Below are 22,389 nucleotides of genomic sequence, written 5' to 3'. Positions count from 1 at the left end.
TACGATGAGAGTCATATCAGGGAAGTGTAAAGGTAAATCGCTTCAAGCCGTTCCGGGAATGACGACACGTCCAACGACAGATAAAGTGAAAGAAGCGATGTTTAATATGATCGGTCCGTATTTTTCCGGCGGACTTGGGCTTGATTTATTTGGCGGAAGCGGTGGACTTGGCATCGAAGCGTTAAGTCGCGGATTAGATCGCGTTATTTTCGTCGATCATGACGCAAAAGCGGTGCAAACGATAAAAAAAAACGTCGCTGCCTGTCGTTTGACCGATCAAGCGGAAATTTATCGCAACGATGCCGAACGCGCGTTAAAGGCAATTATAAAAAGAGGGTTGACCTTTCGCTTAATTTTTCTTGATCCGCCTTATAAAAATAAACAGTTGGAAGCGCTTATCGCGATCGTTGATGCGCATCAGCTTTTACAACGAGACGGCTTTCTTGTTGCGGAACATGATGCGGAAGTCGAGCTTCCCATTCACATCGGTCGTTTAACAAAAGTGAAACACGAAACGTATGGCATTACGGCTGTATCGATTTACGCTTACGTAGATGAGGAAGGAGAATAAAGATGGCGAGTATTGCGGTATGCCCAGGAAGCTTTGATCCTGTCACATATGGACATTTAGATATTATTCGCCGCGGAGCGAAAGTGTTTGACAAAGTGTATGTTGTCGTATTAAACAATTCATCAAAAAAACCGTTATTTTCAGCAGAAGAGCGAGTGCAGCTGCTAGAAGAAGTAACAAAAGATTTACATAACGTCGTCGTTGACAGTTATCAAGGTTTGCTTGTTGACTATGCGAAAAGCAAACACGCAAGCGCCATTTTGCGCGGCTTGCGTGCTGTTTCCGATTTTGAATACGAAATGCAAATTACATCGATGAATCGCATATTAAATGAGCAAATTGAAACGTTTTTTATGATGACAAACAACCAATACTCCTTTTTAAGCTCAAGCATCGTGAAAGAAGTCGCGAAATATAACGGCAACATTTCCGAGCTTGTGCCAAAAGTTGTCGAAGAAGCGCTCCGAAAAAAGTTTGCTCATGCAGAAGACCACCTTTAAACAGGTGGTTTTTCACGTCGGAAAGCCGAAAAGACATATAGGAAACATGCGATTGCAGTCACAAAAAAGCCATATTGCTCGATCCAATGTATGTATAATATCGGCCAACGGATCGTCGCTTCCGGAAGCCAAACAGGCAACGTTTCTGCCGACTCAAGCGGCTGAACATACAGCGGTTTCCAAAGAATGAATGCGAAAAAAGCAGCAAAGAAACCGTGAAATATACGAGCGATAAAAAACGGTTGAAAGCGAATATGTGCTTCCGCTAAAATGCTTGCGACTTGAGCTTGGACGGAAAAACCGCCAAAAGCAAGAATAAAGCTTGTAATAATGACTTTTTGTAATAGCGTTGCGTTTGTTGCCTCACTTGCCATTTGGCTGCCGAGCGTAATTTCAAACAACCCGGCGATGAATGGAACGCTTAATTCGCTAGGCAAATGGAAAAGCGCTAAGGCGTATCGTACGATGTCGGCTAGCCATTTCGTTATGTTTGTAATATAAAGTAGCTTATTCAAAACAGAAAATAAAATAATAAATCCACCGATCATTAAAAGCGTTTGAATGGAGGAACGAACCGCATCCCCAAGCAGCTTTCCGATGGCTTGGCTATGTTTTAAGCGCGTTTCATGCATGGCGCGAAACGCTTGGCGCAAAAGGCTTTTTGTTTGTTTTTGAACCGCGTTGCTTTCGTCTTTTCCGTAAAAGCGCATCATCAGCCCGACGCAAATGTTGCCGAGATAATGAGACAAAGCAAGAATGATGCCGATGTTCGGATTATGAAAAAAACCGACGGAAATCGCTCCGAAAATAAAAAGTGGATTGGATGAGTTTGTGAACGAGACGAGCCGTTCCGCCTCGATGGCGGAAAGCTGTTGTTGCTGTCTTAGGCGAGCAGTCAGTTTTGCACCGGCAGGGTATCCCGAAGCCATGCCCATCGCCCAAACAAATCCGCCGATGCCCGGCACTTTAAATAGCGGACGCATGAACGGCTCAAGCAATACGCCGAGAAAATGAACGACGCCAAAGCCGATCAAAATTTCTGATACAATAAAAAAAGGAAGAAGAGATGGGAAGACGACATCCCACCACATATGCAATCCACGCACCGCCGCTTCAAATGAATGTTGCGGATAGCGAAGTAATGCGATACATAAACAAATAATGATCGATGATAACAGCAATGTTTTCCATTTTTCTTTCATCGTTCGTTAGCCTCCTCATTTGCCGATCGTACTCGTTTTAATATACGAGTATATGTGGACATTTTAGACCATAGTATTGAACAGGAAGGGGGAGCAGGAATGAAAATCGGGTTGGCGTTAGGTTCGGGCGGTGCGCGCGGCTTTGCGCATGCCGGGGTCATTAAAGTGTTGGAAGAAGAAAACATTCCGATTCATATGATCGCCGGAAGTAGCATGGGGGCGCTCGTTGGTGCGTTGTACGCATCAGGCATGACAACGGAACGATTATATCGGCTCGCGACAGCGTTTCGACGCAACGATTACATCGATTGGACAGTCCCGAAAATGGGACTCGTTGCCGGGCGTCAAATTAAACATTTCATTTCGGTCATGACAAAACAAAAGCGTATTGAAGACGCCCGTATTCCGCTTGCGATCGTGGCGACCGATTTACAAAAAGGGGAGAAAGTTGTGTTTCGCAAAGGAAGTATAGCAGATGCGGTGCGCGCCAGCATTTCCATTCCGGGCATTTTCGTGCCAGAGCGATGGAACGGGCGTCTGCTCGTGGACGGCGGAGTGATCGATCGCGTACCAGCGGCCGTCGTACGCGACATGGGAGCTGACGTCGTCATCGCTGTCGACGTCGCTTCCGTGAAAAAAAACGATACGATCACCTCAATTTTTGATGTCATTTTACAAAGTTTAGATATTATTCAAGCTGAACTTGCTTCCCACCGTATCGCCCAAGCGGATGTCGTCATTCGTCCATCGCTTGAGCGTTATAGCTCGTATGCGTTTACCCATGCGAAAGAGATGATTCAAATGGGAGAAGAAGCAACGCGCCAACAGCTTCCGATCATTCGTCAATTGCTTGCAGAGAAGGGGTTTAAACAATGAATAAAAGACGGTATATTCGAATTACGATCATCGTTGCACTACTACTCGCTTTTGCGACTTTTTTTCACTTGCCGTATTACGTGACGATGCCTGGAACGGCGGAACCGTTACGTCCGCTCGTTGAAGTGCAAGGCGGCTATAAAGAAAAAGGACAATTTATGTTAACGACCGTTCGCATGGGGCAAGCCAATCTTTTTTCGTTTATGCTTGCGCATGTGAGTAAATATAACGAGTTGTACCGCATGGATGAAGTAAGACAAGAAGGGGAAAGCGACGAAGAATATACGCATCGCCAATTAAAAATGATGGAAAATTCAAAAGAAACGGCGATTGCCGTTGCCTATAACAAAGCAAACAAATCGTTTTCGTATCGAAATAAAGGGGTGTATGTGTTATATGTCGTTGATGGCATGCCAGCTTCAAACGTGCTGAAAAGCGGCGATCAATTAGTTGCGATTGACGGGCAACGTCTCAACGACGCAGACGAATTTATTCAATACGTAAGCGGAAAGAAAAAAGGAGATCGCGTCCGAATTACGTATAAACGATCAGGAAAAGAAAAAACAGCAACGTTGACGCTTGCGCCGTTTCCAAAAGAAAAGCATCGCGTCGGTCTCGGACTTTCCGTCATGACCGACCGCGATATCGTTACCGATCCGCCTGTCCGCATTGAATCCGATCAAATTGGCGGACCGTCCGCTGGGCTTATGTTTGCGCTTGAAGTGTACAATCAATTGATCCGAGAAGATTTAACGAAAGGGTATCGCATCGCTGGTACCGGAACGATCAACATCGACGGCGAAGTCGGACCGATCGGCGGCATTTCTCAAAAAGTGATCGCTGCTCATAAAGCAGGAGCGGACATTTTTTTCGCGCCGAACGAACGCGGAGCGAAACATTCCAATTATAAAGAAGCGGTCAAAACAGCGAAAGATATTGGCACAAACATGAAAATTGTACCTGTTGATACGTTTGATGATGCCGTTCAATTTTTACAAAAATTATCGTAACGGCGGAGTTTTATACTCGCGCTGTAACGCTTCCGAACAAAGCGGCTCAGGCAAAATCGAAAAATACGCCTGCGTCGCTTTTTTTTCTATTTGATATATCGGATCGTGTCTCATTTGTTTGGCGCTTGTCACAAGCGGCAACGTCATGCGCTTTTTAACTTCTTGCAAATACGCTCTCCCTGTTTCGTTCATCGCTAGCGGACGAACGTATGTTGCACGCTTGTTTTCGATTGCTTTCGCTATTTCTTTTTTCGTGACGTTCGTTAATATATGGGTGCATATACGTTGCAATCGTGTCCACGTATATCGTTTCGTTTTGACAGCCGAAAGAAAATCGTGAAATGACGTGGCGTGAATGATTGCTTTTTTTAGTCGATATTCAATTCCTTCTTCCACTTCAGCAATTTGTTGAATGTCGTCTACTTCCATCGTCAATAGTCGGTATTTTAAAAACGGAAAATATTTTTTCCAATCGTGCCACGTCATATACGTATGGCGATACGTTTGTAACGTTTCATATGTTGTATGCGGAACGTAGCGTGCGACATCGTCATAACTAACCTGTAAAAAGCGACGAATGCTCGTTGCGCTCGCAATGTTATCGTTTGCTGGAAGCGTTTCATCGTGATAATGAGCAACCGTTCGTTGAATCGTTTCTGGCATCATCTTGCTTCGTTGTTCGATAATCGCCTTGACGTAATGTAACCCTAAAATGTTGTTCGGTTGTGAAACGTCAAGCGTATCGTGACCAATGTCATGAAGGGCCAGCGTATACGCTTTTGCATAGTTGATACCTTGTTGCATATATTGTTTTACTTTTTCGTTATGTTGCTCTTTTTCATAAACGAGAAGTTGAGCCGTTTTTATAAACGGTTCGATGCTTCCATCCTCGCTTCCGAAACATAATTGCTCGCAAAAAAGCGCATCGAGAATCGAAATAGCCCCTTGAGCGAACCATTCAGCTGTTTGAACAGCAAACGTATAAGGAAGTTCAACGACGAGATCGACGCCGCCTGCAAGCGCCATGCGAGCGCGCTCCCATTTCGGTACGATCGCCGGTTCGCCCCGTTGTGTAAATGAGCTACTCATGACGGCGATGACGCAATCTGCGCTCGTTTTTTTTCTCGTTTGTTGCACATGATATAAATGCCCGTTATGAAACGGATTGTATTCGACAACGATGCCGACCGCTTTCATGTATTGTCCACCTTTCTTTTTTATGTAAAACGTGATACAGTGAGTATAAGCTGATTATAATGGAAGTAGTGTAAAGAAAAAATATTGACAAAACCGTTGTTCAAACGTATAATTTTCTTTGTTGTCTTGAGGTGATTATCATTGAGATGGTCTATTCATCAACTTCATCAGTTGCAACATAAAGGGCTGACGATTGACGAAATGGCTGATGTGTCCGAATTGAAAGAAGTGGACGACTCGATTCGCGACATTTCCCCTGTGCGTGTGCACGGACGGGCAGATGTGAGCGCGAAAAAGTTCACGTTCCACTTAACGATCGAAGGGACGATGAAACTCCCTTGTTCTCGTACACTCGTGGACGTATCGTATCCATTCGCCATCGAAAGCACAGAAACGTTTTTTTTGAACGATTATGATGCAACCGATGAAGAGTCACATGTTGTTCAAGGAGATGCGATCGACTTAATGCCGATCGTCAAAGAACTTATTCTTCTTGAAGTGCCGATGCAAGTGTTTAGCGAGCAGCCGGATCATCCGGATGCCGTTCCACAATCAGGAAAAGGATGGACGGTCATTTCGGAAGAAGAACATGAAAACAAAATCGATCCGCGCCTTGCGAAGCTAGCAAAGTTTTTCGAAAACAAAAATGAATCTTAAGGGAAGATCCGGAACTACACCGGCCTCCATATTCGCCTAAATCTCTTTAAGGAGGTGGAAATGATGGCAGTACCTTTTAGAAGAACATCGAAAATGAAAAAGAGACTACGTCGTACGCACTTCAAATTGCGCGTACCTGGTATGGTAGAATGCCCAAACTGCGGTGAAATGAAACTTGCTCATCGCGTATGTAAAGTTTGTGGAACATACAAAGGAAAAGACGTTGTAAACAAATAAGAGAAGCGTAAGGGTCACTCCCTTGCGCTTTTCTTATTTGGAAGGAAAAAAGAACGGGAAAGCGAATAAAAAAGATGGAGATGCAGTAAAGGGGAGAGGGAAAATGATCGAAAAACAACATGGAATCGTCTCGTTTACCATTTGTCGTCCGGCAAGACGAAATGCGATTGATTATGCAGTCATGGATGAACTCGAGCAAGCGCTGACGCTCGTTGAACAAGATGATGAGGCGAAAGTGCTCGTCATTACAGGGGAAGGAGAAGAGGCGTTTTGCGCGGGTGGCGATTTACAAGTGTTTCATCAGCTGAAAACAAAAGAAGAAGCGCATGCGATGTTAGCGAAAATGGGAAACATTTTATATCGTTTATTGACGTTATCGAAGCCAACGGTTGCGTTAATCAATGGAACTGCGATCGGCGGAGGTTGCGAATTAGCGACCGCATGCGATTTTCGTTTCGCGCGTGCCGGGGTGCGCCTCGGATTTGTGCAAGCGAATTTAGCGATCACGACCGGCTGGGGCGGCGCGACGATGTTATTTGAAAAAATGCCGTACGATCAAGCGCTCAATATATTGTTGCGCGCGAAAACGATGACAGCGGAAGAAGCGGAGCATATCGGCTTTGTCCATCGCGTTTTTCCTGACTCGTTGCGCGAACGATGTGAAAAAGAGTTAAGGGAGTATACGAATAAATCAACGGCTGTATTGCGCGCTTATAAAGAAGCCGCGGTGGCACGTTGGAAAACAGAGCAGTTTCGCCAACGGTTTTTCGCTGAAATCGAACGATGTGCATATTTATGGGAAAGCGAAGAACACGATCAAGCGGTGCAATCATTTTTAATGAAACGAAACAAATAGTCTTCTATCTTCTCTATTAGCTGCATACTCATATAGTAAATGTAGCGAGGAGGGATAGAAATGACGCGCCAAGATGCATGGACAGAAGAAGAAGATGTATTGCTCGCTGAAACGGTGATAGCTTTTGTGCGCGAAGGAAGCACTCAATTACGCGCGTTTGAAGAAGTAGGGAAAAAACTATCACGAACGGCAGCCGCTTGTGGTTTTCGTTGGAACGCATATGTGCGGAAGCAATATGAAGAGGCGTTAGAGCTTGCTAAACAGCAACGAAAAAAGAAAAAAGAACCGCAACCAGCCGAGCGAAACATGACGTTGCAAGATGTGATCTCTTTTTTACAAACGTTACAACAACGCGGGGAAGGGCAACAAGAAATCGAACAGTTGCGCGAACAAGTACGGACGCTCCAAAAAGAAAAAGAAGAGCTTGAAAAGAAACTGCAAGCGGTGCAACAAGAATATCAGACGGTGATGCACATTTTAGAACGCGCACGTCAATTGTCTGTGTAGTAGCTGATAGACGCCAGCTACTTTTTTTTATACAATAAAACATAGGAAAAAAAGAGGAGGATCGCATTGTGCGCATCGGAATTATAGGGGGCGGAGCAGTCGGCTTATTGACGGCAGCGTATTTCAGTAACCACTATGACGTGACGGTTTATACGCGTCGGCAAGAACAAGCAGAACAATTATGTACGCATGGGCTGACGGTCATTTGTGGCGATGAACGGACGACGCATCGTGTTCATGCTGAACCGTTCGTTCGTGAAACGAATGTAGATGTGTTATTTATAGCGGTGAAACAATACGACTTAACAAACATATTGAAAACAAACATGCATATGCTTCGAGCGGACGCTGTGATGTTTTTGCAAAACGGCATGGGGCATGTGTCCCATTTACCGCACATGCCTCATCATCATATTGCGCTTGCGGTTGTTGAACATGGCGCGCTCAAAATCGACGATACGACGGTTTCCCATACGGGTGTCGGTAAAACGAAATGGAGCGTATGGCGCGGAAAAAAAGAAACGTTTTCTTTTCTATATACGACAGATGCCCGTTTTCCGTTCCAATATGTCGGCGATTGGGAAACGATGTTAATTGAAAAATTAATGGTGAACGTTGCTATTAATCCGCTTACCGCTCTATTGCAAGTACCAAACGGCATGTTAGTGACACATGCGCCGTATCGGCAAGCGATGGAACAGTTGTTTCATGAAGTCGCATCTATTTTTCAGATTGAACAGCGAGAACGTATATGGCAGCATATTGAAACGGTTTGTCAACAAACGGCTGCCAATCGCTCATCGATGTTGCGTGACATCGAGGCGGGGCGAATGACGGAATTAGATGCGATTTTAGGCTATGTGATTGAGCGAGCGAACGAGCGATGCGTCCCAGCCCCAATTAGCGCGTTTTTATATGCGCTTATGAAAGGGAAACAATTAGAGGGGGAGACGGAGAGATGAAAGATATACTCACCTCTTTCATTGCTATCATGATTGTTATGCCGTTTTTGTCGTTTTTTTTTATATTTACACTTGCCAAAGCTATTTTTAAACGAAAAGGAAAACGGGCGTTTCATTTCGCTGTGAACGGATCGACCATTTTTTTTATTTTTGCTGTTCATGTTTTATTGCAAGCCGTTTTTCAACGATCGTATATCGTTGAATTGCTTATTTTTTTTATTGTAACATTTATGATTGGGATGATTTTATATTGGAAAAAAACGGGCGATGTATCGTTACAACGAACGTTTAAGTTATATTGGAGAATGCAATTTTTATTATTTGCAACTGCTTATATGGGATTATTTATATATGGGGTCATCCATCGTGTCATGATCGCATTTTCATCATGAATGAGAAAGGAAGTTTACAATGGAAGTTATCGAGCTGTCTTTGCCAGCAACGAACCGTTTAGCTACGGAATATATTGAAGGGACGTTTCCTGTTCACGAGGCGTTCCATCCTTGTTCTTTTGAAGAACGTTTGCATGAGTTACAAAAGCGGACGTATGCCCGCGATGCGCTCGTTCATCATTTACTTGCGTATCATAAACAGTTTCAAGCAAGTGAAGAAACGATTGCAAACATTGAAAAATTGCGTCATCGAGAAAGCGTCGTCGTCATCGGCGGGCAACAGGCAGGTCTTTTAACCGGACCGCTCTATACGATATATAAAATCATTTCCATCATTACATTAGCAAAACAGCAAGAACAACAGCTTCGTGTGCCGGTCGTTCCGGTATTTTGGATGGCATCTGAAGACCACGACATTGCAGAAATTAATTACGTCCATGTCGCACAACGTGGAAAAGTGAAAAAATATGTGTATTCGCCACTCGCGAAAGAAAAGCGAATGGCTGCTCGCATCGATCTTGATGCAGATGCATTGAAACAATGGATAGATGACATATTCAAAACATTTGGCGAAACAAATGTAACAAACGAATTGCGTACGTACATATACGAATGCATGGCAACGTCAAAAACGGTGGCCGACTTTTTCGCGACGATCGTACTTAAGCTGTTTGCGAAAGAAGGAATCGTAATTGTCGATGCAGCACATCCGCATTTGCGGACGATTGAGCGCGAATGGTTTATGACGCTCGCTCGTGAACACGAAGCGATTACAAGTGCGTTGCAAACTCAACAACGACATCTCGCCCAACTCGGCTATGAGCAAGCGATTGATGTATCGCCGATGTGCGCACATTTATTTTATGATGACGGTCAACGTCGCTTGCTATATTATGACGATGATCAACATTGTTTTTACACAAAAGATGGGGTGTATCGTTTCACGCGAGACGAATTAAGACAGCGAATCGAAAGTGAGCCGCAATCGTTTAGCAACAACGTTGTTACACGACCGCTTATGCAAGAATGGTTATTTCCGACGCTCGCTTTTATCGCTGGTCCGGGGGAAATTGCTTATTGGGCGGAATTAAAACGAGTATTTGAGCATTTCCATTGGCATATGCCGCCGATCGTGCCGCGCCTTTCGCTCACGCTTGTCGAGCGTCATATTGCTACGGACTTGGCGGATGTGCAAATGACAGTAGCAGAGGCGTTGACAAACGGCACGAAGCAAGCGTTAGAGGAATGGGTGCGCAACAATCAACCTGTGGCGTTTGATGAGACGTTTCATGAAGCGAAAAAACAGATAGCGCACATTCACGAGCAACTTCGCCAACTCGGCATGCAAGTCGATCCGCATCTTGAAAGAGTGATGTTGAAAAATGCCGAACGAGTCGAGACACAAATCGATTATCTTCAACAATTGATTACACGGCGCATGTTGCAAAAACATGACGTACATGTGCGCAAATATGAACGCATTGAACTGTCGCTTCGCCCGAACAATATGCCACAAGAGCGGGTTTGGAACGTGCTTTACTATATGAATCGCTACGGCTTAGACTTTGTTGACCGTCTTCTTCATGTCGATTATCGTTGGAACGGAATGCATAAAATTGTATATCTTTAACTATTTTCGTCGATAAAAAAATCCTGTCGCGTACAGGATTTTTTTTATGTACAATAGAATAGTTCGGAAGTAAGTAGTGAATTTTGTGAAATGATGGTACAATACAATTGCACTCATTTTTTATGTATATGTTGTTTAGGTAGGTGACATCATTGTTTCATCACGTAACCGTATTATTGAAGGAAACAGTTGACGGATTAAATATTAAAAAAGATGGCACATATGTAGATTGTACGCTCGGGGGAGCTGGACATAGCGAATATTTATTATCGCAATTATCGCCAGAAGGAAGACTATTTGCCTTTGATCAAGATGATATCGCGATTCGTCATGCGCAACAGCGACTTGAACGATATCGTGGTCAGTTTACGATCATTAAAAGCAACTTCCGCTATTTGAAACAACAGCTGGCGCTTTACGGTGTGCATGAAGTCGACGGCATTTTGTTCGATCTTGGTGTATCGTCCCCGCAGTTAGATATGCCTGAGCGTGGCTTTAGTTATCAACATGAAGCACCGCTCGACATGCGTATGGATCGTGACCAAACGTTGACAGCATACGACGTTGTCAACACATGGCCGTACGAACAGCTCGTGAAAATTTTTTTCCAATATGGTGAAGAAAAATTTTCAAAAGCGATCGCTCGTAAAATTGAGCAAACACGCAAGCAAAAGCCAATTGAAACGACAACAGAACTTGCGGAAGTCATTAAAGAAGCGATTCCCGCACCAGCGCGTCGAACAGGGGGACATCCAGCCAAACGTGTGTTCCAAGCGATTCGCATTGCAGTCAACGACGAATTGCGCGCGTTTGAAGAAGCGATTGAACAAGCAATTGATCTATTAAAGCCCGGAGGAAGAATTAGCGTCATTACGTTCCATTCACTAGAAGACCGCATTTGCAAAATCGCATTTAAACAAGCAAGTGAAACACCGCACTTGCCGCCAGGATTGCCGATCATTCCAGATGAATATAAGCCGAAATTAAAAATCATTACAAAAAAACCGATCGTCCCGTCTGAAGAAGAATTGCAACATAACCATCGTGCACGATCTGCAAAATTGCGCATTGCTGAAAAACTGTAAAAAGGGGGAAAATGTATGGCTGCTGTTCGCATTCAACAAAAAGTACAAAAAGTACAACAAGAACAACACGTCCAACGCGCGCCAAAGAAAAAGCGAAAACGAAATATACGTTGGACGATTGGGGAAAAAATGGTGTTCGTTTCGTTTTTTGCCTTCGCTTTATATAGTAGCGTCACAATCGTTTCGAATCAATTTACGATTTATCATGTCAATAAAGAAGTGCAACAATTACAAACAAGCATTGAGGAGCAAGAAAAACGAAACCGCGATTTATACGTACAAGTGCAAGAGTTAAGCACGTATGAGCGCATTTTAGCGAAAGCGAAAGAACTTGGCCTTACATTAAACGAAAATAACGTAAAAGTTGTGCAGGACTGATGCAAAATGAGAAAGCATAAACATACGCATAAAGGAGCAGCTATATGTTTTGTTTTTTTTAGCTTGCTCTTTTTTATATTGTTTGTACGTTTCGTTTATTTACAAGCTACAGGTGTTGTAGATGGACAAGTGTTAGCGGTCGAGGCACAAAAACGTTATTTCAAAAAACAAACGCTTGAAGCGAAGCGTGGAACGATTTTCGACCGAAGCGGAGAAGTAATTGCTGAAGACATTCCTTCGTATACAGTGGCCGCCATTCTCGATCCGAACATGCCGCAACATGTGACCGATCCGGAAGAAACCGCACGTAAACTTGCGCCGCTATTAAACATGAATGTAGCGGATGTCGAGCGCATTTTAAAAAAGAAGGCGAAGCAAGTTGAGTTCGGCCCGAACGGCCGCGGCATTAGCCAAACGGTGAAACAAAAAATTGAGGCGTTACAGCTTCCAGGCATTACGTTTATACGCGATTCAAAACGATTTTATCCAAACGGTACGTTCGCGTCATACGTTGTCGGCTACGCCCAAAAAGATGAGAAAGAAATTGTTGGGAAAATGGGCATTGAAAAGCAGTTTAATGAGCAGCTGAAAGAAAAAGACGGAGAGATCACGTATGAAAGCGACCCAAAAGGATTTAAACTCCCATATGCAGATGAACAAATCGTTCCACCGCAAAACGGAAAAAACATTTATTTGACGATTGATAAACATATTCAAACGTTTTTAGAAGACGCGATGAATGCCGTCGAAAAACAATATACACCGAAAAAAATGATCGCCATTGTCGCTGACCCGAAAACTGGGGCGATTTTAGCGATGAGCACCCGTCCGAGTTTTGATCCGAACAAACGAAACATCGAAAACTATTTTAACGATGCGATTTCGTATCCGTATGAACCGGGATCGACGATGAAAATTTTCACGCTCGCCGCTGCGGTGAATGAAGGGGTGTTTGAGCCGAATGAAACGTATCAATCCGGTTCGTATCAAATCGGTCCTCATCGCGTTCGTGACCATAACAAAGTCGGGTGGGGGAAAATTACGTTTCTTGAAGGAATGCAACGGTCGTCAAACGTCGCATTCGCAAAAATTGTGCGTGAAAAATTAGGGGAAGATCGCTTTTTACAATATTTGCATCGTTTCCGTTTTAACGAACCGACAGGCATTGAATTGCCGGGTGAAAAAGCTGGAAACATTTTGTATCGTTATCCGATCGAAAAAGTGACGACAGGATTCGGACAAGGAACGTCAGTCACACCGATTCAACAAATTCAAGCAGCAACCGCCATCGCAAACGGTGGAAAAATGATGAAACCGTACGTTGTTGACCGCATTGTTGACGGAGATACAGGAAAAACAGTGATGAAGCACGAACCTGTTGTTGTCGATACACCGATTTCAAAAGAAACAGCTGAAAAAGTACTAGACATTTTAGAAACGGTCGTCACATCTGAAAAAGGAACAGGGCGTCCGTATCAAATTGAGGGTTATCGCGTCGCAGGAAAAACAGGAACAGCCCAAATCCCAGATCCGAAAGGTGGCTATTTGACGGGTCATCAAAACTACATTTTTTCATTTTTAGGGATGGCGCCGCGTGAAAATCCGCGCTTAATTATGTATGTTGCTGTGCAACAACCGAACATTTCATATACAGAAACAGGGGCAGCACCTGTATCGATGATTTTTAACTCGGTGATGAAAAATAGTTTACAATATTTAAACATTGAACCGACCGTTAAGAAAAAACAAGTGAAAAAAGAAAAAAGCATCGCTCTTCCTTCGTATATTGGTCAGTCGGTGGAGCAAGCAACACAGTCATTGAAAAAACAAGGATTACATGTGACGGTCATCGGAAAGGGAACGAAAGTGCGTGCCCAATTTCCACAAGCAGGCGAATACGTCGTTGCGCCGGATCGCGTGTTGTTGCAAACGGACGGAGATGCTATCATGCCGGATTTGACCGGTTGGTCGCTGCGCGATGTCATGAAGCTCGCTGAATTGTTGCAACTTAAACCGAGCTTTATCGGAAGCGGATACGTATTTAGGCAAAATATCGCTCCAGGAGCGGTGATAAAACAAAACGATTACGTCATCGTTGAGCTTGCGAAACCGTCAGACATCGATGAAAAACAACAAGCAAGCACTGAACAGCAAGAGATAGACGGCCCAGTCGATTAGTTCTATATAAAACGGTACAAGCATATAGTGGAACGAGCCGAAATAGATGAAGGAGGTTCCGCTGTATGCGTGCAGTAACTGTTCGAAAGCGATTGACGGCTGTTTTATTGGTCGGATTTTTCATTTTTGCGATTATTGACATTCGTCTCGGTTATGTACAATTTGTTTTAGGAGATATGTTAACAGAACGAGCGAAAGATTTATGGAGTCGAAACATTCCGTTTGAACCAGAGCGTGGGGAAATCGTCGATCGTAACGGAGTGCCTCTCGCAACAAATATGAGTGCCCCATCCGTGCTCGTCGTTCCACGACAAATTGAAAACCCATCGGAAGTAGCGAAAGAGCTTGCGCGCATATTAAATATGCCGGTAGAAAAAGCGTATAAACATGTGACGAAAAAAACGTCGATTGAACGTATTCATCCAGAGGGGCGAAAAATTTCAAACGAACAAGCGAAACAAATTCGCGATTTAGGGATGAAAGGAGTATACATTGCGGAAGATTCGAAGCGTTATTATCCGTTCGGGAGCTATTTATCACATGTACTCGGCTTTGCAGGTATTGACAATCAAGGATTAATGGGACTTGAACTTTACTACGATAAACAGCTAAGCGGAAAACCGGGTTCCGTTCAATTTTATTCCGATGCGAAAGGAAAACGCATGCCTGGGATGGCGGATGCGTACACGCCACCCGTGGATGGACTTGATTTAAAATTGACGATTGATACACGTGTACAAACGATTTTAGAGCGCGAGCTAACGATTGCGGAAGCGACGTATCGCCCTGACGGAATTATTGCGATTGCGATGAATCCGAACAACGGAGAAATTTTAGGGATGGCAAGCCGTCCGGCATTTGATCCCGCTGATTTTCAAAACGTGCCACCTGAAATTTTTAACCGAAACTTACCGATTTGGAGCACGTATGAACCGGGATCCACGTTTAAAATTATTACGCTCGCGGCAGCGTTAGAAGAAAAAAAGGTCGATTTATTGAAAGAACATTTTTATGATCCAGGACATGTGAAAGTGGCAGGTGCGACGCTTCATTGTTGGAAACGTGGGGGGCATGGCGATCAAACGTTTCTTGAAGTTGTCCAAAACTCTTGCAACCCGGGATTCGTTGAACTTGGTGATCGACTCGGCAAAGATAAACTATTCGAATATATTCGCGCGTTTGGTTTCGGTGAGAAAACGGGCATCGATTTGCAAGGGGAAGGAAAAGGAATTTTATTCCCACTTCATCGCGTTGGACCGGTCGAACAAGCAACGACTGCTTTCGGTCAAGGGGTAGCTGTTACACCGATTCAACAAGTGGTAGCGGTCGCTGCTGCGGTAAATGGAGGGATTTTATACCAACCATACATCGCAAAAGAATGGCTCGATCCGGTTACAGGAGAAGTAATTCAACGACAAACACCGAAAGCAAAAAGAAGGGTTATTTCCGAGGAAACGTCTAAACAAATTCGTTATGCCCTCGAAAGCGTGGTAGCCCAAGGAACAGGGAAGGGAGCGTTTGTCGACGGTTACCGCGTTGGCGGTAAAACCGGAACAGCTCAAAAAGCGAAAGACGGTCAATATTTAAAAGACAACCATATCGTTTCATTTATCGGTTTTGCGCCAGCAGACGATCCACAAATTGTTGTATACGTGGCGGTCGATAATCCGAAAGGCACAGTACAATTTGGTGGTGTCGTCGCCGCTCCGATTGTTGGAAACATTATGGAAGATAGCTTGCGCGCGCTCGGTGTCAAACCGCGCAAACAGCAAATTGAAAAAGAAACGACATGGCTCGACCCACGCTATGTAGAAGTGCCAAATTTAATCGGTTTAACAAAAAAAGATTTGCAACAGCAACTTTTTAACTTAAAATTAGATGGTAGTGGCGAAGGCGATACGGTTGTTGAACAGGCGCCGAAGCCTGGAGTCAAAGTGAAAGAAGGAGCGACGATCCGGGTTTATTTTGGAACGAAACGGTAAAGCCTAGAGGAAGTATCCTCATGGCTTCTTTTTCTGTTTAGATAAGAAAAAAAGAAAGGAACGATCGGTATGAAGTTACAAACGTTACTTCAACATTTACATAGCTTTACCCCACTTGCAACAGAAAATCCAACGATTACATCGATCGAAATGGATTCAAGGGAAGTCAAACAAGGTTCATTATTTGTTTGCATCAAAGGATTTACAGTAGACGGACACGATTTTGCGGAACAAGCTGTCGCGCGCGGAGCAGTTGCAGTCGTGGCAGAAAAACCGCTCACATTGCCTGTGCCGGTCATTTATGTGAACGATAGCCGACGTGCCCTCGCTGTATTAGCCGACGCCTTTTACGGTCAGCCGACGCACCACCTTCATTTAATTGGGGTAACAGGAACGAACGGAAAAACGACGACGACGCATCTTATCGAACGCATATGCCGTCACGCTGGAAAAAAAACCGGACTCATCGGTACGATTAACATGAAAATTGGCGATGATACGTATGATGTAAAAAATACAACACCTGAATCGCTTATTTTACAAAACATGTTTCGGAAAATGGTTGATGCGCACGTGGACGTCGTTGCGATGGAAGTATCGTCTCATGCGTTACATATGGGGAGAGTACACGGATGCGATTTTGATGTCGCGGTGTTTACAAACTTAACGCAAGACCATTTAGACTATCATCAAACGATGGACCATTATCGTTGGTCGAAAGGGCTGTTGTTTGCGCAACTCGGTAACCGTTTTGATCACCGACGTCCAAAATTTGCGATATTGAATGCAGACGATGCTGCCTCAGAAGAGTATAAAAAAAGTACGGCCGCAACAGTTGTGACGTACGGCATTCATCATAAAAGCGACATTATGGCGAAACAAATTGAAATAACTACAAGTGGTACGACATTCCAACTTGTTACCCCAATCGAAACGGTACAAGTGAGAACGAAGCTTATTGGCATGTTTAATGTTTATAATTTGTTAGCTGCAGTCGGCGCTTGTCTCGTTTCAAACATTCCGCTCTCTACGATTGTCGAAGCGATTGCCGATATCGAAGGTGTTCCCGGTCGCTTTGAAGTTGTCGATGCCGGACAACCGTTTACTGTCATCGTCGATTATGCACACACACCAGATAGTTTAGAAAACGTATTGCAGACGATTCGACAGTTTGCGAAAAAACGTGTATTTGTCGTCGTCGGCTGCGGTGGAGATCGCGATCGGACGAAGCGACCATTGATGGCGCAAATCGCAGTCAAATATAGCGACGTACCGATTTTTACATCCGACAATCCGCGTTCAGAAGATCCGCTCGTCATTTTAAACGATATGAAACAAGGGGTAGCCGAAGACGTCGTATGTATTGTCGATCGAAAAGAGGCGATTACATACGCCATTGAGCAAGCCGAAAAAGACGATATCATTTTAATCGCTGGAAAAGGACATGAGACGTATCAAATCATCGGGAAAGATGTGTTCCATTTTGATGATCGTGTCATCGCACGCGAAGCTATTCAACGAAGAAAAGATAAATAGGAAATGAGGAAGGTGCAACGATCATGAACGAGAAAGTCATTTTGTTCACGGCAGGGCTTGCCTTTATTATTACCGTTGTGTTATCGCCCATTTTCATTCCGTTTTTAAGACGATTAAAATTTGGGCAAAGCATTCGTGAAGAAGGACCACAATCTCATCAAAAAAAATCAGGTACGCCGACGATGGGCGGGTTAATGATTTTATTGTCGCTTTCTATCACCACATGGATCATGAGCGATATATTTTTTGAACGCACAGCGCACACATACATGTTGTTGTTCGTTACGGTCGGATATGGGTTGCTCGGTTTTATTGACGACTTCATTAAAGTCGTGATGAAACGCAACCTCGGCTTAACGAGCAAGCAAAAACTAGCAGGACAATTGCTTATTGCGCTCGTATTTTACTTTTTCTTTCAACGTTACAACATGTCAACCGTCGTCTCCATTCCCGGAACAGACGTGTCCATTGATTTAGGTGTCGCTTATGTTTTGCTTATTATTTTTATGCTTGTTGGCGGCTCGAATGCAGTCAATTTAACGGACGGCTTAGACGGGTTATTAGCGGGAACAGCAGCGGTTGCGTTCGGTGCATATGCTGTCTTAGCATGGAACCAAGGGCAATATGACGTGGCTATTTTTAGCGTTGCGGTTGTCGGTGCGGTGCTTGGATTTCTCGTGTTCAACGCGCATCCTGCGAAAGTGTTTATGGGGGATACCGGTTCCCTTGCGCTTGGTGGGGCGATTGTGACGATTGCCATTTTGACGAAACTTGAAATATTATTAGTCATTATCGGTGGCGTATTCGTCATTGAAACATTATCTGTCATCATTCAAGTCATTTCGTTTAAAACGACAGGAAAACGCGTGTTTCGTATGAGCCCGCTTCATCATCATTACGAGTTAATCGGCTGGTCGGAGTGGCGTGTTGTCGTGACGTTTTGGGCAGTTGGCTTATTGTTTGCCATCTTAGGAATTTATATCGAGGTGTGGGTATAATGTACAACGGAAAAAAAGTGTTCGTATTAGGTTTAGCGAAAAGCGGATTGGCAGCAGCAAAACGACTTCGTGAACTCGGTGCGGATGTCGTTGTCAACGATCGCAACGAACCGAGCGAGCCAGAAAAGCAACAGTTAGAAGCGCTCGGCGTTCGTCTCGTATGCGGAGGACATCCGCTTGAGTTGCTTGATGAGCCGTTCGATTTCATCGTAAAAAATCCGGGCATTCCATATACAAACACGCTCGTTCAAAAAGCGCTCGTCAAACACATTCCGATTATTACGGAAGTCGAAATTGCGTATGAAACGTCAGAAGCGCCGATTATCGGCATTACAGGTTCAAACGGAAAAACGACGACAACGACCTTGATTTATCACATGTTACAAGAAGCGAAACGTCGTCCTTTGATCGCCGGAAATATCGGAACAGTTGCATGCGAAGTCGTGAAACAGGCGACAAAAGATGATGTTATCGTCATGGAATTATCTTCGTTCCAACTGCTCGGGACGATTCGCTTTCGTCCGCATATCGCCGTGTTGTTAAACATTTTTGATGCACATTTAGACTATCACGGAACGAAAGAAGCGTACGCAGAAGCGAAAGGAAACATTTTTAAAAACCAAACGGAAACGGACTACGCGGTCGTCAACGCCGATGATCCAATTGTCATGCAATTAGCGAAAAAGAGTCGTGCGCAACACGTGCCGTTTTCTGTGAAAACACCATTATCGTACGGAGCGACGGTGAAAGAAGGAGCCATTTATTTTCATGACAAGCGCATCATCGATATTACAGATGTAGCGCTACGTGGAACGCACAATCTCGAAAACATATTGGCCGCTGTTGCGGCTGCAAAACTCGCAGGTGCAGACAACGAGGCGATTCGCCGTGTCTTAACGACGTTTACAGGCGTTCCTCATCGCTTGCAATTTGTCGCTGAAATCAACGGAAGAAAATTTTATAACGACTCAAAAGCGACAAACATATTAGCGACGCAAAAAGCGTTAAGCGCCTTTCATGAGCCGGTCATTTTACTTGCCGGTGGGTTAGACCGCGGCAACGAGTTTGATGAGTTATTGCCGTACTTCAAACATGTGAAAGCCGTCATTACATTCGGGCAGACGGCACCAAAAATTGAGCGCGTTGCGCGCGAAGCAGGAATACAGCAAGTGAAACGTGTCGATAATGTGGAACAAGCAGCTTTTGCCGCATATGAATGGTCGTCACCGGGCGATATTATTTTACTTTCCCCAGCGTGTGCAAGTTGGGATCAATATAAAACTTTCGAACAGCGTGGGGACATGTTTGTACATGCGGTGCATAAGCTTAAATAAGACGAATTTTAAGTAAATTGAGGTGTTCTGCATTGCATGGAAAAAAGTCTGCACCTGATTTTTTGTTAATGATCATCACGTTTTCGTTGTTGGCGATCGGGCTTGTTATGGTGTATAGCGCTAGCGCCATATGGGCGGATTACAAGTTTCATGATTCGTTTTTCTTTGCCAAACGCCAACTATTGTTCGCAGGGGTTGGCATCGTCGCAATGTTTTTTTTCATGAACATCGACTATTGGACGTGGCGGACGTGGGCGAAAGTGTTGCTTATCGTTTGTTTTATCCTTCTCATTCTCGTCTTAATTCCGGGCATCGGCATGGTGCGCAACGGCTCGCGTAGCTGGATTGGTGTTGGCGCGTTTTCCATTCAGCCATCTGAGTTTATGAAAATGGCGATGATCGCGTTTTTAGCGAAATATTTATCTGAAAACCAAAAAAAAATCGCGTCATTTAAACAAGGTTTACTTCCGTCTTTAACGCTCGTATTTATTGCGTTCGGAATGATTATGTTGCAGCCCGATTTAGGGACGGGAACGGTCATGGTCGGCACGTGTGTTGTTATGATTTTTGTCGCTGGTGCGCGTATGAGCCACTTTGTTCTTCTTGGCTTGCTTGGTTTGGCTGGTTTTGCTGGGCTTGTGTTATCCGCTCCGTATCGCATCAAGCGCATTACGTCATTTTTAAACCCGTGGGAAGATCCGTTAGGAAGCGGTTTTCAAATCATTCAATCGCTTTATGCGATCGGGCCGGGCGGGCTATTTGGGCTCGGGCTCGGACAAAGCCGCCAAAAGTTTTTTTACTTGCCTGAGCCACAAACGGACTTTATTTTTGCCATTTTAGCAGAAGAGCTTGGCTTTATTGGCGGCTCGCTCGTTTTGCTTCTTTTCAGTTTACTGCTTTGGCGTGGCATTCGTATCGCTTTAGGAGCACCAGATTTATACGGCAGTTTTTTAGCTGTCGGTATCATTGCGATGGTGGCCATCCAAGTGATGATCAATATCGGGGTCGTGACCGGACTTATGCCGGTAACGGGGATTACGTTGCCGTTTTTAAGTTATGGCGGCTCGTCATTGACGCTCATGCTTATGGCGATTGGCGTCTTGCTAAACATTAGCCGTTATGCGCGATATTAAGGCTGACTTCCCGGAAGTCAGCTTCTTCTGTTACTTTCGATGAGGGGGAAAAACGATGAAAATTGTAGTAAGTGGTGGCGGAACAGGAGGTCATATTTATCCTGCGCTTGCATTTATTCATGAAGTAAAAAAACAACATAAAAATGTCGATGTATTATATATCGGGACAAAAAAAGGGTTAGAAAGCACGATCGTTCCAAGAGAAAACATCCCATTTCATGCGATCGACATTAGCGGATTGAAACGTAGTCTATCATTTGAAAACGTCAAAACGATCGTACGTTTTATAAAAAGTGTACGCGCATGCAAAAAACTGTTGAAACAATACAAACCGGACGTTGTGCTCGGCACAGGGGGATACGTGTGCGCACCTGTCGTATATGCGGCAGCTAAACTAGGTATTCCAACGATCATTCATGAACAAAACAGCATTCCGGGGCTGACGAATACTTTTTTAAGCCGTTATGCCGATAAAGTCGCTATTTGCTTCGAAGAAACAAAACAATATTTCCCACAAGAAAAAGTGGTGTTAACAGGAAACCCGCGCGCTTCAGAAGTCGTAGGAAAAGACGGACGAGAAGCGAGACGGTCGCTCGGATTAGATGAGAAGAAAAAAACGGTGCTCATTGTCGGGGGGAGTCGCGGCGCACGCCCGATCAATGAGGCGTTTTTGCAAGTGCTACATGAAGTTGAACAAAAGCCGTATCAATGTTTATATGTTACAGGTGACGTTCATTATGATAAAGTAATAAAGGCGGTAAACGATGTCGGCAATCCTTCAAACGTCATCATCCGTCCGTTTATTCACAACATGCCGGAAGTATTGGCAGGGGTTGATGTCATCGTCGCTCGTGCAGGCGCAACGACACTCGCAGAAATTACAGCGCTCGGCATTCCAAGCATTTTAATTCCGAGCCCGTATGTGACAAATAATCACCAAGAAAAAAATGCGCGGGCGCTTGAAAAAAAGGGAGCAGCGATCGTTCGTTTAGAAAGCGAATTGACAGGCGGGCGCTTGCTTGATGATATCGACCGCATATTGTTAGACGAACAAACGTTGAAAAATATGAAAGAAGCAGCGTTTCAATTAGGCATTCGTGACGCGGCAGAGCGTTTATATCGCGTCATGGTGGAGATGATTTCATAAGTTGCATACGATATAGGAAAG

General features: G+C 44.3%; 22 protein-coding genes. 20 read left to right on the top strand and 2 right to left on the bottom strand.

Features of this window, described 5'->3' with window-relative positions; genetic code table 11:
* Positions 1-4 precede the first annotated feature (4 nt).
* Both rsmD and coaD read left to right on the top strand, forming a co-directional pair.
* Positions 5-571, top strand: coding sequence for a 16S rRNA (guanine(966)-N(2))-methyltransferase RsmD (rsmD, locus tag BO219_RS10600; protein WP_077429507.1), 567 nt, complete (start codon positions 5-7; stop codon positions 569-571).
* A gap of 2 nt (positions 572-573) precedes the next feature.
* Positions 574-1,071 carry a pantetheine-phosphate adenylyltransferase gene (gene coaD, locus BO219_RS10595; RefSeq protein WP_077429506.1) on the top strand — a complete coding sequence of 166 codons (498 nt, stop codon included), beginning with the start codon at positions 574-576 and terminating at the stop codon, positions 1,069-1,071.
* Here coaD and ylbJ read toward each other — a convergent pair.
* Entirely contained in the window at positions 1,068-2,273 is a 1,206-nt protein-coding gene (gene ylbJ, locus BO219_RS10590) for a sporulation integral membrane protein YlbJ (RefSeq protein ID WP_077429505.1), read from the bottom strand. The two genes, coaD and ylbJ, sit on opposite strands and share 4 nt — an antisense overlap.
* A 99-nt stretch (positions 2,274-2,372) precedes the next feature.
* Here ylbJ and BO219_RS10585 point away from each other — a divergent pair, with 99 nt between their 5' ends.
* Positions 2,373-3,149: a patatin-like phospholipase family protein gene (locus BO219_RS10585; protein ID WP_035020294.1), complete on the top strand. Its 777-nt coding sequence runs from the start codon at positions 2,373-2,375 to the stop codon at positions 3,147-3,149.
* A complete protein-coding gene (locus tag BO219_RS10580; protein WP_077429504.1) occupies positions 3,146-4,159 on the top strand; it encodes a SepM family pheromone-processing serine protease in 1,014 nt (337 codons plus the stop codon). Before BO219_RS10585 ends, BO219_RS10580 begins: the two co-directional genes overlap by 4 nt.
* Here BO219_RS10580 and BO219_RS10575 read toward each other — a convergent pair.
* On the bottom strand, positions 4,151-5,356 hold the full coding sequence (locus BO219_RS10575; protein WP_077429503.1) for a nucleotidyltransferase: 1,206 nt from the start codon (positions 5,354-5,356) through the stop codon (positions 4,151-4,153). The genes BO219_RS10580 and BO219_RS10575 overlap by 9 nt on opposite strands.
* Before the next feature lie 141 nt (positions 5,357-5,497).
* Here BO219_RS10575 and BO219_RS10570 point away from each other — a divergent pair, with 141 nt between their 5' ends.
* From BO219_RS10570 to murG, 16 genes are all read left to right on the top strand, one after another.
* Positions 5,498-6,013, top strand: a complete 516-nt coding sequence (locus tag BO219_RS10570; protein ID WP_006321425.1) for a YceD family protein — start codon at positions 5,498-5,500, stop codon at positions 6,011-6,013.
* 63 nt (positions 6,014-6,076) lie between these two features.
* Positions 6,077-6,250, top strand: a complete 174-nt coding sequence (rpmF, locus tag BO219_RS10565; RefSeq protein ID WP_003395111.1) for a 50S ribosomal protein L32 — start codon at positions 6,077-6,079, stop codon at positions 6,248-6,250.
* 22 nt (positions 6,251-6,272) lie between these two features.
* The gene (locus tag BO219_RS10560; RefSeq protein ID WP_077429502.1) at positions 6,273-7,106 is read left to right on the top strand and encodes an enoyl-CoA hydratase/isomerase family protein; all 834 of its coding nucleotides are present in this window, start codon (positions 6,273-6,275) and stop codon (positions 7,104-7,106) included.
* Between the two features lie 60 nt (positions 7,107-7,166).
* Positions 7,167-7,613: an RsfA family transcriptional regulator gene (locus BO219_RS10555; RefSeq protein ID WP_077429501.1), complete on the top strand. Its 447-nt coding sequence runs from the start codon at positions 7,167-7,169 to the stop codon at positions 7,611-7,613.
* A gap of 68 nt (positions 7,614-7,681) precedes the next feature.
* Positions 7,682-8,575: a 2-dehydropantoate 2-reductase gene (locus BO219_RS10550; protein WP_077429500.1), complete on the top strand. Its 894-nt coding sequence runs from the start codon at positions 7,682-7,684 to the stop codon at positions 8,573-8,575.
* Positions 8,572-8,967 (top strand): DUF3397 domain-containing protein, encoded by a 396-nt coding sequence (locus BO219_RS10545; protein ID WP_077429499.1) that lies wholly within the window; start codon positions 8,572-8,574, stop codon positions 8,965-8,967. The genes BO219_RS10550 and BO219_RS10545 overlap by 4 nt, the downstream gene beginning before the upstream one ends.
* Before the next feature lie 19 nt (positions 8,968-8,986).
* Positions 8,987-10,597: a bacillithiol biosynthesis cysteine-adding enzyme BshC gene (gene bshC, locus BO219_RS10540; protein ID WP_077429498.1), complete on the top strand. Its 1,611-nt coding sequence runs from the start codon at positions 8,987-8,989 to the stop codon at positions 10,595-10,597.
* A gap of 152 nt (positions 10,598-10,749) precedes the next feature.
* Entirely contained in the window at positions 10,750-11,682 is a 933-nt protein-coding gene (gene rsmH / locus BO219_RS10535) for a 16S rRNA (cytosine(1402)-N(4))-methyltransferase RsmH (protein ID WP_035020299.1), read from the top strand.
* A gap of 15 nt (positions 11,683-11,697) precedes the next feature.
* A complete protein-coding gene (gene ftsL / locus BO219_RS10530) occupies positions 11,698-12,060 on the top strand; it encodes a cell division protein FtsL (RefSeq protein ID WP_006321443.1) in 363 nt (120 codons plus the stop codon).
* A gap of 6 nt (positions 12,061-12,066) precedes the next feature.
* Positions 12,067-14,238: a penicillin-binding protein gene (locus tag BO219_RS10525; RefSeq protein WP_077429497.1), complete on the top strand. Its 2,172-nt coding sequence runs from the start codon at positions 12,067-12,069 to the stop codon at positions 14,236-14,238.
* A gap of 65 nt (positions 14,239-14,303) precedes the next feature.
* Positions 14,304-16,220: a stage V sporulation protein D gene (locus tag BO219_RS10520; protein WP_077429496.1), complete on the top strand. Its 1,917-nt coding sequence runs from the start codon at positions 14,304-14,306 to the stop codon at positions 16,218-16,220.
* Between the two features lie 69 nt (positions 16,221-16,289).
* Positions 16,290-17,756, top strand: coding sequence for a UDP-N-acetylmuramoyl-L-alanyl-D-glutamate--2,6-diaminopimelate ligase (locus BO219_RS10515; RefSeq protein ID WP_077429495.1), 1,467 nt, complete (start codon positions 16,290-16,292; stop codon positions 17,754-17,756).
* A gap of 23 nt (positions 17,757-17,779) precedes the next feature.
* Positions 17,780-18,754: a phospho-N-acetylmuramoyl-pentapeptide-transferase gene (gene mraY, locus BO219_RS10510; RefSeq protein ID WP_077429494.1), complete on the top strand. Its 975-nt coding sequence runs from the start codon at positions 17,780-17,782 to the stop codon at positions 18,752-18,754.
* Positions 18,754-20,088 carry a UDP-N-acetylmuramoyl-L-alanine--D-glutamate ligase gene (murD, locus tag BO219_RS10505; protein WP_077429493.1) on the top strand — a complete coding sequence of 445 codons (1,335 nt, stop codon included), beginning with the start codon at positions 18,754-18,756 and terminating at the stop codon, positions 20,086-20,088. The genes mraY and murD overlap by 1 nt, the downstream gene beginning before the upstream one ends.
* 68 nt (positions 20,089-20,156) lie before the next feature.
* Positions 20,157-21,221 carry a stage V sporulation protein E gene (gene spoVE, locus BO219_RS10500; protein WP_049754165.1) on the top strand — a complete coding sequence of 355 codons (1,065 nt, stop codon included), beginning with the start codon at positions 20,157-20,159 and terminating at the stop codon, positions 21,219-21,221.
* A gap of 55 nt (positions 21,222-21,276) precedes the next feature.
* Entirely contained in the window at positions 21,277-22,368 is a 1,092-nt protein-coding gene (gene murG, locus BO219_RS10495; protein ID WP_077429492.1) for an undecaprenyldiphospho-muramoylpentapeptide beta-N-acetylglucosaminyltransferase, read from the top strand.
* Positions 22,369-22,389: the final 21 nt, after the last annotated feature.

This window comes from Anoxybacillus kestanbolensis (assembly GCF_001996285.1).
Classification (GTDB): domain Bacteria; phylum Bacillota; class Bacilli; order Bacillales; family Anoxybacillaceae; genus Anoxybacillus; species Anoxybacillus kestanbolensis_A.
This window is presented reverse-complemented; position numbering and strand designations above follow the sequence as displayed.

Coding starts and splice junctions, on each gene's coding strand:
- coaD (WP_077429506.1), top strand. CDS start 574: ATGGCGAGTATTGCGGTATGCCCAGGAAGCTTTGATCCTGTCACATAT.
- BO219_RS10515 (WP_077429495.1), top strand. CDS start 16,290: ATGAAGTTACAAACGTTACTTCAACATTTACATAGCTTTACCCCACTT.
- BO219_RS10525 (WP_077429497.1), top strand. CDS start 12,067: ATGAGAAAGCATAAACATACGCATAAAGGAGCAGCTATATGTTTTGTT.
- mraY (WP_077429494.1), top strand. CDS start 17,780: ATGAACGAGAAAGTCATTTTGTTCACGGCAGGGCTTGCCTTTATTATT.
- bshC (WP_077429498.1), top strand. CDS start 8,987: ATGGAAGTTATCGAGCTGTCTTTGCCAGCAACGAACCGTTTAGCTACG.
- BO219_RS10545 (WP_077429499.1), top strand. CDS start 8,572: ATGAAAGATATACTCACCTCTTTCATTGCTATCATGATTGTTATGCCG.
- murD (WP_077429493.1), top strand. CDS start 18,754: ATGTACAACGGAAAAAAAGTGTTCGTATTAGGTTTAGCGAAAAGCGGA.
- BO219_RS10575 (WP_077429503.1), bottom strand. CDS start 5,356: ATGAAAGCGGTCGGCATCGTTGTCGAATACAATCCGTTTCATAACGGG.
- BO219_RS10555 (WP_077429501.1), top strand. CDS start 7,167: ATGACGCGCCAAGATGCATGGACAGAAGAAGAAGATGTATTGCTCGCT.
- rpmF (WP_003395111.1), top strand. CDS start 6,077: ATGGCAGTACCTTTTAGAAGAACATCGAAAATGAAAAAGAGACTACGT.
- ftsL (WP_006321443.1), top strand. CDS start 11,698: ATGGCTGCTGTTCGCATTCAACAAAAAGTACAAAAAGTACAACAAGAA.
- murG (WP_077429492.1), top strand. CDS start 21,277: ATGAAAATTGTAGTAAGTGGTGGCGGAACAGGAGGTCATATTTATCCT.
- ylbJ (WP_077429505.1), bottom strand. CDS start 2,273: ATGAAAGAAAAATGGAAAACATTGCTGTTATCATCGATCATTATTTGT.
- spoVE (WP_049754165.1), top strand. CDS start 20,157: ATGATCATCACGTTTTCGTTGTTGGCGATCGGGCTTGTTATGGTGTAT.
- BO219_RS10520 (WP_077429496.1), top strand. CDS start 14,304: ATGCGTGCAGTAACTGTTCGAAAGCGATTGACGGCTGTTTTATTGGTC.
- rsmD (WP_077429507.1), top strand. CDS start 5: ATGAGAGTCATATCAGGGAAGTGTAAAGGTAAATCGCTTCAAGCCGTT.
- BO219_RS10580 (WP_077429504.1), top strand. CDS start 3,146: ATGAATAAAAGACGGTATATTCGAATTACGATCATCGTTGCACTACTA.
- BO219_RS10585 (WP_035020294.1), top strand. CDS start 2,373: ATGAAAATCGGGTTGGCGTTAGGTTCGGGCGGTGCGCGCGGCTTTGCG.